Source organism: Clostridium sp. TJA020, from assembly GCF_058310295.1.
Genome location: NZ_JBZEFC010000006.1, coordinates 101,212 through 116,913 on the forward strand (window position 1 = coordinate 101,212; position 15,702 = coordinate 116,913).

Annotated in this window: 12 protein-coding genes; 1 reads left to right on the forward strand and 11 read right to left on the reverse strand. The window is 27.4% G+C overall.

What is annotated here, in order from left to right:
• The first annotated feature begins 33 nt into the window (after positions 1–33).
• On the forward strand, positions 34–657 hold the full coding sequence (locus AC4FQ1_RS10180) for a cell wall hydrolase (protein ID WP_303130395.1): 624 nt from the start codon (positions 34–36) through the stop codon (positions 655–657).
• A 28-nt stretch (positions 658–685) separates the two neighbouring features.
• On the opposite strand, the gene AC4FQ1_RS10185 is transcribed toward AC4FQ1_RS10180, so the two are convergent.
• The 11 genes from AC4FQ1_RS10185 to AC4FQ1_RS10235 form a co-directional block, all read right to left on the reverse strand.
• Positions 686–2,143, reverse strand: a complete 1,458-nt coding sequence (locus AC4FQ1_RS10185; RefSeq protein ID WP_303130396.1) for an NADP-dependent glyceraldehyde-3-phosphate dehydrogenase — start codon at positions 2,141–2,143, stop codon at positions 686–688.
• A 246-nt stretch (positions 2,144–2,389) separates the two neighbouring features.
• Positions 2,390–3,937, reverse strand: a complete 1,548-nt coding sequence (locus AC4FQ1_RS10190) for a nitrite/sulfite reductase (protein ID WP_491169612.1) — start codon at positions 3,935–3,937, stop codon at positions 2,390–2,392.
• 489 nt (positions 3,938–4,426) lie between these two features.
• Complete coding sequence (gene iadA / locus AC4FQ1_RS10195; protein WP_491148878.1) at positions 4,427–5,632, reverse strand: beta-aspartyl-peptidase; 1,206 nt, start codon at positions 5,630–5,632, stop codon at positions 4,427–4,429.
• A gap of 114 nt (positions 5,633–5,746) precedes the next feature.
• Positions 5,747–6,385: a biliverdin-producing heme oxygenase gene (locus AC4FQ1_RS10200; protein ID WP_303130404.1), complete on the reverse strand. Its 639-nt coding sequence runs from the start codon at positions 6,383–6,385 to the stop codon at positions 5,747–5,749.
• Between the two features lie 249 nt (positions 6,386–6,634).
• Complete coding sequence (locus AC4FQ1_RS10205; RefSeq protein ID WP_303130405.1) at positions 6,635–7,165, reverse strand: chromate transporter; 531 nt, start codon at positions 7,163–7,165, stop codon at positions 6,635–6,637.
• Position 7,166: 1 nt separating this feature from the next.
• A complete protein-coding gene (locus AC4FQ1_RS10210; RefSeq protein WP_303130407.1) occupies positions 7,167–7,703 on the reverse strand; it encodes a chromate transporter in 537 nt (178 codons plus the stop codon).
• Between the two features lie 148 nt (positions 7,704–7,851).
• Positions 7,852–9,471 carry a phosphoenolpyruvate--protein phosphotransferase gene (gene ptsP / locus AC4FQ1_RS10215; RefSeq protein ID WP_491148880.1) on the reverse strand — a complete coding sequence of 540 codons (1,620 nt, stop codon included), beginning with the start codon at positions 9,469–9,471 and terminating at the stop codon, positions 7,852–7,854.
• Between the two features lie 442 nt (positions 9,472–9,913).
• Complete coding sequence (yjeM, locus tag AC4FQ1_RS10220; RefSeq protein ID WP_491169613.1) at positions 9,914–11,413, reverse strand: glutamate/gamma-aminobutyrate family transporter YjeM; 1,500 nt, start codon at positions 11,411–11,413, stop codon at positions 9,914–9,916.
• A 364-nt stretch (positions 11,414–11,777) separates the two neighbouring features.
• The gene (locus tag AC4FQ1_RS10225) at positions 11,778–12,815 is read right to left on the reverse strand and encodes a ribonucleotide-diphosphate reductase subunit beta (protein WP_303129672.1); all 1,038 of its coding nucleotides are present in this window, start codon (positions 12,813–12,815) and stop codon (positions 11,778–11,780) included.
• Positions 12,816–12,837: 22 nt separating this feature from the next.
• On the reverse strand, positions 12,838–15,027 hold the full coding sequence (locus tag AC4FQ1_RS10230; RefSeq protein WP_491169624.1) for a ribonucleoside-diphosphate reductase subunit alpha: 2,190 nt from the start codon (positions 15,025–15,027) through the stop codon (positions 12,838–12,840).
• A 311-nt stretch (positions 15,028–15,338) separates the two neighbouring features.
• Complete coding sequence (locus tag AC4FQ1_RS10235) at positions 15,339–15,695, reverse strand: arsenate reductase family protein (RefSeq protein WP_303129670.1); 357 nt, start codon at positions 15,693–15,695, stop codon at positions 15,339–15,341.
• Between the last annotated feature and the right edge of the window lie 7 nt (positions 15,696–15,702).

Consider the following 15,702-nt stretch of genomic DNA (forward strand, 5'->3'; position numbering starts at 1 on the left):
ATTATTCGACTAGCTTGTAAAAGGAGGTTATTTATGAAAAAGTTTATAAGTCTTATATTATTTTCCTTAATGATGATATCTTCCATAGAAGCACACGCTTCTGTAATTAATTTATTTGATTATATATCATTACAAGATGAAAAATTAGACTTAATCGCAAGCAAGACTAATATTGATACTTCTAAAGATTTAAAAAATAAAACTACAAGCAATAATACAACTACTAATGATAGTAAAAAAATTTCAAACAATAATATAGAAGTCTTCAACCACAATGGTAATCAATTAATAATATCTAAAGCAGATATTGATTTAATGGCTAAGCTTGTTTATTGCGAAAGTCGTGGAGAACCATTTGAAGGGAAAGTAGCAGTAGCGTCTGTTGTATTAAATAGAGTTATGCACCCTCAATTTCCAAATACAATAAATGGCGTAATATTTCAAAAAAATGCTTTTTCATGTGTTGTAAATGGAAAATTAGAAGCTAATCCTACTAATGCGTGCTATGATGCAGTTTATGAAGCTATAAGAGGTAAAGATCCGACTAATGAAGCTTTATTCTTTTATAATCCTTCAATAGCTACTTGTTCTTGGATGAAGGAAACATCAAAAAAGGATACTAAAAGAATTGGTAATCATACATTTTTTAAAAAATAAAAAGAGGTTCCTAATTAGGAACCTCTTTTTATTTTAAGTTTATTACTGTAGCTTTAGGTCTAGACATAGCCTCAATTGAATATTGAACACCTTGTGTTCCCATACCTGATGATTTTACTCCTAAGAATGGGAAATGGTCTGGACCTCTTTCTGTTTTATTATTTACTTGAACTGTACCAACTTCTAATCTATTTGCAACATAAAAAGCTTTATTTATATCATTTGTAAATACAGATGATTGAAGACCATATTCTGATTCATTTGCAATTTTTATTGCTTCATCTGCACTTTTTACTCTAATTATAGGAAGAACAGGACCAAAAGGTTCTTCCCAAGCAATCCTCATATCAGTTGTAACATTATCAAATAATGTTGGCATTATAATATTTCCTTTTCTCTCTCCACCTAATAAAAGTTTAGCACCTTTATTTTTAGCATCTTCTATTAAACCTTCTACAAAATCACATGATTTTGAATTAATTAAAGGTCCTACAGTAAAATCTCCTTCTAAAGGATTACCAACTGTAACAGAATCTATTTTATGTAATATTTCTTCTACTAATTTATCTGCTATAGTATCTAATACCAATACTCTTTTAACTGCTGTACATCTTTGGCCTGAGTAAGAAAAAGCACCAGAAACTATATTCTTAGCAGCTAAAGTTAAATCTGCATCTTCTAATACTATTGCAGCATCTTTTCCACCAAGTTCCATTAAAAGTGGTTTCATTTCAGTAATTCTTGATATTCTTTTACCTACTTCACTACTTCCAGTAAAGTTTACAAAATCAATATCTTTATGTGTTACTACATAATCTCCTATTTCACTACCTTTACCTGTTATTGTATTTAATACTCCACTAGGTATTCCTGCTTCATTAAATGCTTTAGCAAGATAAAGTCCACAAATGCTTCCCTGAGTTGCAGGCTTAAATACAACGGTATTTCCTGCCATTAAAGCTGGTGCAATCTTTGATGCAGCTAAATTAACTGGATAATTAAATGGTGATATTGCAAGAACTACTCCTAAAGGTTCTCTAGTAACTATTGAGATTTTATCATTTTTAAATCCTGGGAATGAATCTCCTGGAATTGATTCCCCTTTTATATTTTCAGCAGTATCAGCGGTAAACCTTATTAAGTCTGCAGTTCTTTTTATTTCTGACATACAACTTCTTCTATCTTTACCTATTTCAATAACCATAACATCTGCCATTTCTTCTATTCTTTCTTCTAAAAGATCAGCAACATTATGAAGTAATTTTGATTTTTCATTTGTAGGTACATCTCTCCAGCTTAACTGAGTTTCCTTTGCTACATTTATTGCTTCATCAACAGCTTCCTTACTCATAGCTTCAACAAAACCTACTGTTTCTCCATTTATTGGAGACTTTATTTCTATTATATTATCATTATTTTTAATTTCCCATTTTCCTTTTAAAAGATTTGAATAAATCTTTTTGCCATCTATATTTTGAAAAAACATATTCCACCTCCATCAATAAAACATTTCTATTAATATTTATTATTAATTATAAATTATTTTTAATTAATTTTCTAGTTAATTCTTATTAATTAAGTAAGAATTAAAAGATTTTTAATAATTCTATATTATTATTTGACTTTATAAAGAAATTTATATGATATAATCTAAAATTTCATCTTCCAAATTTAAACAATTAAACTTAAATAAAATAAAAGGGCAAACATTATATGCTTACCCTCTTATTAATTAAACCAAATATTTTTTAGCTATATTATTAAATTTTTCAGTATTGTCACAGTACCATGATTCAAAGTTTAAATTAGCTTTTTCAAGTTCTAAGTATAAATCATATATGAAGTTTGGAATTTCTTCTTCTAACATATCTCCATAATATTCTCCTAATCTTGCACTTCCCACTTCAAAGCTACCATTAACATGTAACTCAAAACAATTTCTTGGTGCATCATTAACTCTCTTTGTTTTTCCTGCAAATCCTATACTTCCTATTTCATGAACTCCACATGAATTTTGACAACCTGAAATATTAACTAAAGGAAGTAAATCTTTATGAATCTTTTCATTTGATAACTTATCTAATATGCTTTTTAATAAACCTTGACTATTTCTTAACCCCATTTGACATATTGGCACACCTATGCATGATACAGATTGCATTATTTTTAGCTCTCCACCTTTTCCTTTAGTAAGCTCTAATAATAATTCTGCTTCTTTTCCATTAAGATTTCTTATAAAAATTCCTTCTTTTAATGAAAGTCTAAAATCTACATAATCCATATCTTTTGTTGCATCTATTATAGATTTTAAATCTTGCATTTTTAATATTCCACCAATCGGATGAAAATACACACTATAAAGACCATCTTGCTTTTGTTCTATAAGTCTATTATCCTTAATTTCTGTTTTTATTCCTTTCTTAATTATTTCTGTTTCTTTTACATGTATTTTTAAATCTTGTGACTTAACTTCTTCTAAATGTTTCTTATAACACTTAATGAATTCTTCATTTCCCATTCTATCTGCAATATATCTTATACGAGCTTTATTTTTATTTTCATAATCTCCTTCAGCTATAAATAGATTTTTCATAGCTTCAAAATGATATAAAACATCTTCTGCTTTTATAAGCTCATCATATTCTATTGAAAGTCTTGGATTTCTTCCAAGTCCACCTGCTAAATAAACTTTAAATAACTTTTCACCATCTTTGTTTATTGCTAAAAAGCCCAAATCTGTTGAAGTTACGTGAGGTGCATCTTCAATATTTGTTGCCATAGCAACTTTTATTTTTCTTGGTAATTTATATGTATAAACTTTTTGCATTATATGCTTATTTAATTCTTCTGCATAAGGAGTAACATCAAATGCTTCATTTTTTTCTACTCCTGAAAGAGGTGATATAGCAACGTTTCTTGGGAAGTTTCCACCTGAACCTCTTGTATATATTCCATACTCTAAAGCTTCTTCCATTATGTCACATACATCATCTATCCCTAATCCATGTAATTGTATTGCTTGCCTTGTTGTTGGATGAACCCATTCTAAATTATATCTATTAGCCCATTCATATATTTTGCACAAGTCCTCTTTAGATATTCTTCCTGAAGGAGTTTTTAATCTTATCATAAACTCCTTTCCACCTCTATGTGCATATACACCTAATCCTCCAGATATTCCTTTAAACTGCGCTACATTAAGTTCTTTATTTAAAAACTTATGTCCATTTTCTCTAAATTGAATGATTTCTTCTCTTAATATCTCATTTAATCTATTCACTCTAATTCACCTCTAATAATTTTTTAATTATAACTTTATAATTAATTTTACTCCCTTTATTTGGACATGTAAAAAAGTTATTCTTTATTGTTATTATAAGTAATAACCTATAACCACATAATCCTACATTGTTTATTATAAATAACTTAATTATTTTTATTACATATTTACTTAGGTGAATAATATTAATTAGTTATCAACATATTAGTAAAATATATCCACATAAAACCTAATCAATTCACACTATAAAGTAAATATATGTGGACAAATTTACTCAAAAAAAGTGTAAGTACCTACTTCAGAAAATCAAATAACATATAAGCCGTATACTTACACTAAAAACCTTATAAATTTTACTTAAAAATTGAATCTTAATTTGAAAAATATGCTTTAAATAAAATTAATATTTCTAATAAGAATATTATCCAAAGCTAATTTAATTTATTTATTCTAATATCAATCCTCAACATTAATTTAATTATATTGATTTTACTTTTTTATATAGAAAGATTTTTCTATAGCTTCCTCAAATGTTCCACGTAAAATAGGCTCTCCACTATTAACCATTAACCTTCCCATAGCAATAACTTTATCTATTGATAAGTCATCCTTATTAACAATAACCAAATCTGCATCCTTAAACTTTTCTATTCTTCCTTTATTATTTAATTTAAGTGCATCAGCCACATTTGATGTTATAACTTTAATTGCATCTTCTATTTTTACATTACCCTTATTAATAATCTTTTTAACTTCATCATAAAGACTATCTACACTACAAATACCTAAACCTTCTAATTCTCCTGATTCATTAAAAACAGGCATACTTCCATTTCCATCTGAGGTAAATGTTATTTGATTTATTTTAACTTTATTATTTAATAAATATTCCAAAGCATCTGAAGCTATTAATTCTCCTTCTTCTAAATGCTTTGGGTCTGAGCTTGTTGTGATATCTATATATCCCCCCTTCTTTGTCCATTCAATTCCAGCATTTAATAGTTCTTTTGTCCTACTCATATGAGTTGGTATAACTTGAGTAGACGGAATTTCAGACTCTTCTAACATTCTAAATAAGAAATCCAACTTTCTTGCTCCTCCACCTAAATGAGCATTAACAACTCCTGCTTTTCCAGACAAAAGACCACCAACTCTCGCCTGTGCTACTAAATTTATAAACTCATCAAATCTTGGTTGAGAACTTCTATTATCAGATAATGCAATTTCTCCAACACCTATTACTTCATTAATAAGCATTAAATCACCTTTAATACTATCTGTCATTGTTTTTACTGGAACTTCATAAGAACCTGTATAACATGTTGCAGTAATACCTTCTTCATTAAGTGACTTAACCTTAGCTAGTAATTCTCTCATATTTCTACACACACCATCTGTTCCAATGCATCCATTAACCGTTGTTATTCCTGCTCTTGTTAAATTACTAAGTTGAATTTCTGGTGTTCTTGTTTTAAATCCTCCTTCACCACCGCCACCAATTAAATGTACATGTGCATCTATAAATCCTGGAAATAAGTACTTATTTTCTCCATCATAAACATCAATATTAATAAAATCTTTTGGAATTGAAATATTATTATATATTCCTTCTATTTTATCATTAACTATTACAACATCCTTTTTTCCTAAACTTTCTGGACTATAAATCTCTATATTTTTTATAATCTTAATCATATAAATATCACTCCTAATAAAATATATCTTTAGTTTTTCCCATTTATAACTTATTTAAAATACAAAAAGAGATAATCTAAGTTAGATTATCTCTTTAAATTTATTAAATATATTTTATTGTTTTGAGAATACCAATTCATTTGAGATAGCTATGTTATAAACATATGAATTAGCCACTTCATCTATAAATTTCTCTTTTAAACTATCATTTAAATTAATATTATTTAATTTATTATGATAATTCATAATAAATACTCTCATACTATCTCCATCTTCTAATGATTTATATTTATAATAATTTAAGCCTTCTTCTTCGATTTTATATGTTTCTTTTAACATAGCATATATAGTTCTTCCACCAAAAAGATCCGCTAAATATCTAGTATAAGCATGTGCAACTAAAAGTTCTGGATTTTCTCTTCCAAGTTCATTAATTCTTTCAATATAAGCCTTTGTTGATGCAAGAATATTCATTGATTTTAATTTTTCTCCTAATAAAAATCTCAAATCCTTATATATTTCTTCTGAACGATATACTTCTTTAATTGCAAATTCCTTAACAACTTCATTAGTTGAATACTTTTCTAAATTAAATTCTATAGTTTTATATATTTCATAAAGATTAAATAAGTATTCTGAATAACTTTCTCTTGTTACTTTACCATCAAGTAAATCCTTTAAAAATCCTGTTTTCTCAGCAACATCATGTAATACATCACTATTTTTTTTAATATCTTTCATAAAAGAATTCATAAAAAACAACCTCCTAACGTTTAACTAAAATAATTTATATTTAAATTCCGCCTTAATGTCTATCCCTAATATGGATAAATAATATTACTTTAATTTAAAATATTCAATCTCATTATTTTATTAAATTTTTTTAAAATTAACCTTTACAGATGTTTTTTATTGAATTATATATATATATCTTAATAATACTCAATAATGATTGTTAATTAATAACTTATTAACCTTATGTTAATCATAGTGATTATCTGTTTAAAAGTTAGAATATATTATAATTCCAAATATTGCTGAAAGTATTATAGATATTATTGGATGTACTTTCTTAGAAAATAGTAATATACCAATTATTATAGTTATAATAATTGATTTTATATCTACATAAGCATCTTTTGCTAAATCAAAAAAAGCTTGTATTATTAAAGCTATAAGTACAGGTCTCATTGCAAGTAATGCACCTTTTAAAACTTTTGATTTTTTAAACTTTTCCATTGCCTTTGATGCAATAGATACTAATATAAAAGACATTGTAACAACACCTAAAGTTGCTGCTAAGCTTCCTAAAATACCAGAAACCTTAAATCCAACAAAAGTAGCAGAATTTATTGCTATCGGACCTGGCGTCATTTGAGATATTCCTATTATATCCATAAATTGATTTATATCTATCCATTTATAATTGTATATTATTTCTCTTTGAATAAAAGGTATCATAGCATAACCGCCGCCAAAACTTACAGCACCTATTTTTAAAAATACTAAATATAGTTTTAATATTAAGTTCAAGCTATTCAACCTTCTTTCTTAAAAATATAGCTCCATATATAGCGGAAGTTACTATTACTATTATTGGATTAATGTTAAATACTATTAATGCAATTAATGCTAATAATAATATAATTATGTTTCTTAAATTTCTATTTATACCTTTAGCTAAGCTAAACACTCCCGTTAAAACCAAAATTGGAACTGCAGAAGATATCCCCTTAAAAGCAAGATTAACATAGTAATTATGTCTAAACTGCATAAATAATGTTGCAATAAAAAGTATTATTAAAAAGGATGGTAATGCAACTCCAATAAGAGCAACAACAGCGCCAATAAAACCTGCTATATTATATCCGATAAAAATAGAGCAATTTACAGCCATTGCACCTGGAAAACTCTGAGATACAACTAAAATGTCCATAAATTCCTCTTTAGATACCCAACTCTGTTTTTTAACTACTTCTTCTTCAATTATAGGAATCATTGCATATCCTCCACCAAAAGTAAATGCTCCTATTTTGAAAAAAGTAATAAACATCTTAAAAACTTTATCCACAAAGTCACCTCCAATAACTATTAAATATACACATATTTTATCACAACTTATTATAATACTTTTAAATTATAATAAGCGTGAACAAAAGTTCACGCTTAAATACTGGGTAATTATCTTATTTAAATTGTGTTATTTATAGAAAAATATATTATTCTTGATCTAAAATAATCTTCTTAGCAGTTAATATTGATGATGCACTCATTGAGAATTCATCTAATCCATATTCTACTAATGTTGGTATAGCAGCTTCATCTCCTGCCATTTCTCCGCACATTCCAACCCATTTACCATGCTTGTGTGCTCCATCTATAGTCATCTTTATTAATCTAAGTACAGCTGGATGCATTGGGTTGTAAAGGTATGATACCTTTTCACTCATTCTATCTGCAGCTAATGTGTATTGAATTAAGTCATTTGTTCCTATTGAGAAGAAATCCACTTCTTTAGCTAATTCATCAGCCATAACAGCAGCAGCTGGTATTTCTACCATGATTCCCCATTGAATTGAATCTGAGAATTCTTTTCCTTCTGCTTTAAGTTCAGCCTTACACTCTTCAACAACTTCCTTAGCTGATCTGAATTCTTGAATTCCTGAAATCATTGGGAACATTACTGCAAGATTTCCGTATACTGAAGCTCTAAGTAATGCTCTTAATTGTACTTTGAATAATTCTTTTCTATCTAAACAAAGTCTAATTGCTCTATATCCTAAGAATGGATTCATTTCTTCTGGTAATGGTAAATATGGTAAAGTCTTATCTCCACCAATATCAAGAGTTCTTATAACAACTTGATTTCCATTCATCTTTTCTAAAACATATTTATATGCTTCATATTGCTCTTCTTCTGTTGGAGCACTATCTCTATCCATATATAAAAATTCAGTTCTAAATAGTCCTATTCCATCTCCACCATTAGCTAAAACACCTTCAACATCCTCTGCTTTTCCAATGTTTCCGCAAACTTCAATTCTTTTTCCTGATTTAGTTACTGTTTTAACTTCGATTAACTTCTTAAGTTCTTCTTGCTCTTTTAAGAAAGCTTCTCTTTTTGATTCATATTCTTTAACTGTAGCTTCATCTGGATTTATAATAACAATTCCTTCAATACCATCAACTATTATTGAGTCTCCAGTTTTAACTGATTTTGTTATATCTCCAAGACCAACAACTGCAGGAATTTCTAATGTTCTAGCCATAATAGCTGAGTGTGAAGTTCTTCCTCCAATGTTAGTTAAGAAAGCTACAACTTTACTTCTATCTAATTGAGCTGTATCTGATGGAGTTAAATCTTCAGCAACAACTATAGTATTTCCTTCAGTTATTGCAAAAGCATCTCCGCCTTTTCCAGCTAAGTTTGAAATTATTCTCTTTGAAACGTCTTTTATATCAGCTGCTCTTTCTCTCATGTAAGCATCTTCCATTGATTCAAATATCATAACGAAAGTATTTGTTACATTTTCAACAGCTTTCATTGCATTTAAGCTATTATTCTCTATTTCCATAGCCATAGCGCCTGTAAATTCTGGATCATCAAGTAAAGTTATGTGTGCCTCAAACACAGCAGCCTTTTCTTCTCCCATTTCAACAGCGGCTTTAGCTTTTATTCCTTCTAGCTGCTCCCTAGCTGCATCTAGTGCTTTTTGTAATTTTTCTTTTTCTGCGATTACATCTGTGATTTTCTCATCTGTTATTACTATTTCTTCATGCTCTTGTAAGAATACTTTTCCTATTGCGTATCCTTTTGAAGCAGCAATACCTTTTTTCATAATAAAACCCTCCTTAATTATGTTACTTTTCTGAAAATTAAGTACATAAAAAAAAATGTTATCTAATAACTAATCTTATGATAACTTTTACAATGTTAAGTACAACCTTTAATAATTATATCATAATTTATCGACTTGTTAAGACATATTATAATTTTTTTTGTCATTTATTATAATATTTAATACATATATTGTTGTAAATAATTTCATTTTATTGATTATTATTAAATTTATACAATTTTTATTTATTTTTTTTAAATTAATACAATATATAGTTGTTCTATACTACATTTATAATATATATCTATATGTTATATTCTACTCAAACTAATACTTTTAATGTAATCTTTTTATTTTTTATAAAAACTTTTATCAATAATAATTCTTATTAAACTTTAATGTGCACAATAAAATTATAATTTTATTGTGCACATTATTTAAATTAACCTAAATTCTTTTTCTTTCTTTCATATCTATCATATAAGATTATTGCAGCTCCTCCAAATACTATTGGTCCTGCTATTTGGAATATTGTAGCTACATAATCCTTTGATTCTATAATTGGTTGTATTATAGTGAATATATTTGCAAAAGTTATTGTAATAACAACAATTATTGTCCATATAGTTGTTGATGTATGTGTTTTAAACACTTCAAAAGGTTTATCTATATCCTTATTTTTCTTAAATGGGATAAATGCTAATGCTATAAACACATAAGGCACTGTCATTGCAACATTTCCCATAAGTATTAAGTAGTTTAAGAACTTAGATACTGATTCTCCACCAAAAGATGTAATTAATATTATTGCAATTACTATAGCACATTGAACTATCATAGCATTTCTTGGCATATTATTTTTATCAAGAACTACCCATGACTTTGGCCATATTCCTTTTGGAGTTCCTTCTATAAGTTGCTTAAGTGGTGAATATATAATTGTAAAGAATGCTCCCATTAAGGCTAAGAACATTGAAAGTCCTATAAATCTTGCAAATATACTATACAATATGTGACATGTTGATGCTGATAAATGTAAAGCCTGACCTAATGAATATCCTAAGTTACCCATTACTATATATGCTACATTTGCCATATTAACAGTTTTATCATTTAAAGCAACATTCCAGTTAGTAAAAAATCCTACACATAAAATTTCTATTGAATACGCTGTTGCAATAACTATAGCTGAAATTTTTATTCCTTTAGGGAATGTTTTTTCTGCATCTTTTGTTTGGTCAACTAAACCACCTATAACTTCAATTCCACCATAAGCAAATATAGCAAAAACTAAAAATCCTAAAATTCCTATTGGTGATTGGTATGATGGATTAGGTGATGAAACTAATGCATGTGCATCTATTGGTTGTGCAAATTTAAATCCATTTAAAGCAAGAATTATTATTGATATTATAAATAATAATATGTTAGCAAAAGCTGAAAAAGCTCCTCCTATTGATGTAACTTTTGTTATTTTATTTAATCCCTTTGATGCTGTAAATGTAATGACAAGAAGTAATATTACTGCAAATATTGCCATTGTCTTTGGTGCACTTAATCCAAATATTGATAATGTTGATGTTCTATCTATACCAAATACTAAATTTGATAATGGAACCCATATTGATGAAGAAACCGATACCATCCAAATTATGTTTGATGCATACCACATAAATGTAACTATAAATGCATACTTTTCTCCAACTGACCTATTCATCCATGAGTAAATACCACCTTTTTCTTTTCTAAATGCAGCTCCATATTCACACATCATAAATGCATATGGTATAAAGAATGTTATAGCAGATATTATGTACCATGGAATAGCAGCATATCCCATAAGATAATACGCTCTAGCTATATTAGTAAATCCAAATACTGATGTAAATATCATTAAAATTAATGATATTAAAGTTAACTTTTGACCTTTTCCATCACTCATAATTATACCCCCAAAATTTATATAAATTCTTTAATTATAATTTACACTTTTTATTTATCCATATTTTTTATTTAATCATATTTTTTTAATAAAGTTATCTATTTTTATGAATATTTATTTTCAATACACTTTAATTTCACAAACTTCAAATTTTATTAATAAAAATCATTATAATTTTGATAAATTAATTTTTATCAACACAAATATTTTTAATTTTGTGGGTAATATATTTTAATTTGTTAATTATTTATTTAAACAAGGAACGCTATAATTTAATAACATATTTATAAGTTATTGATTTTTTATTCAAGCGCAAAAAAGAACTAAATTATTTTTATAATTTAGTTCTTTTTATGAATATCTTTTATAAATCATCAATAAGTGTTGCTGCTTTTGCATACGCAGTTGATTTTGCTTCAAAGAAATCTGTTTTAACTGAATTAGCATTTGCTTGTCTATCCACCCATTCTGCTGGATTATTATCATATCCTTCATATAATTTAGGAAGTCCAATTGCTATTAATCTTATATTACCTAAATATTTTATATAGCTTTCAATAAGATTTTTATTTATTCCTTGTATAGTATCACCTATTACATAATGTCCCCAAGCAATTTCATTCTCTACACCTATTTTCATCATTTCAATTAATTCTTCTTTAAGTTCTTTTGTAAATATTTCTGGCTCTTCTTTTTGAAGTTCTCTTATAATATTTCTAAACAACCAAAGATGCGTATTTTCATCTCTATTTATATATCTTATTTCTTGAGCTGAACCTGGCATCTTTCCGTTTCTTTCTAAATTATAGAAGAACATAAAACCTGAATAAAAATATACTCCTTCTAGTATATAGTTAGCCATTATTGTTCTTAATAAATTATGTTTTGTTGGTTCATTTAAAAATTTATTGTATTGATCTCCTATAAATTTATTTCTTTCAAGAAGTATCTTATCATCTTTCCATTGATATAATATTTCATTTCTTTTCTCAGGTGAACATATTGTATCTAACATATAACTATAACTTTGTGAATGAACAGCTTCTTGGAAAGCCTGAATAGTTAAACAAAGATTAACTTCACTTGCAGTTATATAGTTATTTATATTAGAAAGATTTGCTGTTTGAATTGAGTCTAAAAATATTAAAAATGATAATATCTTATCATAAGCAGTTCTTTCTTCTTCTGTTAACTTCTTATAGTCTTTTAAGTCTTGTGCTAAATTTATTTCTTCTGGAATCCAGAAATTATTCATTCCTTGCCTGTACCAATCTGATACCCATGTATACTTCATATTATTAAAATCATTAAGATTTGTAGTATTTCCATTTATCATTTTCTTTTTTGAAGTTTCTGTATCTCCAAATTCATTGAACAATGGTTTTTTATTTATATCAAACATTTAGTATTACCCTCCTAAAATTCTATGCAGAACAACTTTCACAATCTGATACTTCTAGTGATTTACTTCTTACATAATATATTGACTTAACTCCAGCCTTACACGCATCTATATAAAGGTTCATTATTTGTCTCATTGTATAATTAGTTGTTATATAAAGATTAAATGATTGACCTTGGTCTATATGTCTTTGCCTTACACCATTCATTTCTATACACCATTTTTGATCTATATTATATGCTGAATTATAATACCAATAAGTATCTTCTGAAAGATTTGGTGCAGTCTTTGGAACTATACTACCTTTTTTCTCTTCAAGCCAAAATCTTGATATTACAGGATCTACCCCTTCTGAAGTTCCAGCTAAAGTTGCAGTTGAACCATTTGGTGCTATAGCCATAAGATATCCATTTCTCATACCATAAGTATTTATTTCTTCTCTTAGTTTATTCCACTTATCTGAAGTATATCCTCTTAGCTTAAAGTAATCTCCATTGTCCCAATCTGAACCTTCAAATTCACTATACCTTCCCTTTTCTTTTGCTATCTTCATGCTAGCTTTTATAGCATAATAATTTATATTTTCATAAACTTTATCAGCAAATTCTCTATGTTCTTCAGCAGTAAAGTGAATACTATTATTTGCAAGCATATGATGATAACCTGATGTTCCAAGTCCTACCCCTCTATATTTTTTATTTGTTATTTCTGCATAAGGAACTGAATAATAATTTAAATCTATAACATTATCCATAGCTCTTATCTGTGTTTCAACAACATATTCTATTTCTTCTTCTCTTGTAAAATCAATATTTCCAAGAACTATTGATGAAAGGTTACATACAACAAAATCTCCTGATTTAGTTTTTTCAACTACAATTTTCTCTCCATCTTCATCAATTATTTCTGCTTCTCTTATATCCATGGCACTCATATTTTGCATTATTTCTGTACAAAGATTTGATGAATATATCATTCCTTTATGCTTATTTGGATTCATTTTATTTGCTGCATCTCTAAAGAATGCAAAAGGTGTTCCAGTTTCAGCAGCACTTTTAATTATTAAACGTACTATATCTTTGACTTTCATTATACGCTTATCTATTCTATCATCATGAACACAATCATAATATCTTTTTTCCCATTCTTCTCCATAAAAATCTTCTAAAGAATATCCTTTAACCTGTCTTATCTCATGTGGGCACATCATGTACCAATTAGCATCTATATCCTCCTCTGCAAGTCTCCAGAAAAGATTTGGATAACAAAGTGCTGGAAATATATCATGAGCTTTTTTTCTATCATCCCCATTATTAGTTCTTACTTGTAGAAACTCTGGTATATCTTTATGCCAAGCATCAAGCCATATAGCAACTGAACCATTTCTAACTCCAAGTTGATCTACTGCTATTGCTGTATCATTAAATAGTTTAACCCAAGGTATTACTCCGCCTGATGCTCCTTTAAATCCTCTAATAGGTGATCCAAGAGCTCTTATTTTCCCAATATAAATTCCCATTCCGCCACCAAACTTTGATACTTCAGAAAAATTATCTAATGACTTATATATACCTTTTAAACTATCATTTACAGTATCTATAAAACATGAACTTAATTGATAGAAAGGCTTTCTTGCATTTGCCATTGTTGGAGTTGCCATTGTTGCTTTTAATGAACTTAAAACATCATAAAACCTCTTTGCCCAATATATTCTGTTTTCTTTCTTTTCTGGAATAGCTAAATGCATAGCTATTCCCATAAACATTTGCTGTGGTAACTCCAATACATTTCTATTAAAATCTTCTATTAAATATCTCTCACTTAATAACTTTATTCCACTATAAGTAAAAAGAAAATCTCTTTCTGGTTTAATTTCTTTTTCTAATTCATATATATCTTCCTTTGAATAATTTTCAAGTATATATTTACCATATAACTTTTCTTCCGTTAACTGTTCTATAAATTTATATAAATTGCTATATAGATTTTCATCATTATTTAAACCTCTATTACTTTTTACTTCATCATAAAGCTTATGAACATATAGCCTTGAAGCTACATTTTGCCAATCTGGTTCCATATCTGTAGTAAGCTCTAAGGATACCTGAATTAATGAGTTCCTTATATCTTTATATGCCATATTAGGTCTTATTATTAAATTTAACTTTTCTTGTAATCTTTCTATTGTATATATATCCGATCTATTATTAATTGACTTTAGTCCTATCTCACAAAGTTCACGTATTATATCCACTAGCCTTCTCCTCCAACTATATATAGTATATTTATATTGCATTTACTCCAAACCAACACAATATATTGACTAATATATTATAGTTTTTATAATTAATTGTGTAAAATTTTATAAAGGTTGCTATACTGTTATATCACCTCTTTTTATTTAATAATCTTTAAAATTCTCACTATTTTAATAATCTTTATCCTTTGACAATTTAAACTATAAGATATTAATTATTTACTTACTAATATAAAAAAGACCCATAACATTATGGATCTTTTCTATTACTTTAGCTTTTCTTCCCACTCAGCTTCTTTAAAACCAACTAATACTTCATTATCGCCTATAATTAATGGTCTTTTTACCATCATTCCATCTTCTGATAATATATCTAAAAGTTCATCTTCTGATAAAACTTTTACCTTATCTTTCATTCCCTTTTCTCTATACAATACTCCACTTGTATTAAAAAACTTTTTAATCTCTAAGTTACTCTTTTTAAGCCATTCTTTTAATTCTTCTTTACTTGGGTTATTAAGTTTTATATCTCTATCTTCAAAATCTATTTTATTTTCTTCTAACCATTTCTTTGCTCTTCTACAAGTTGTGCATTTTGGATATTCTACAAATAAATATTTCATATTATCA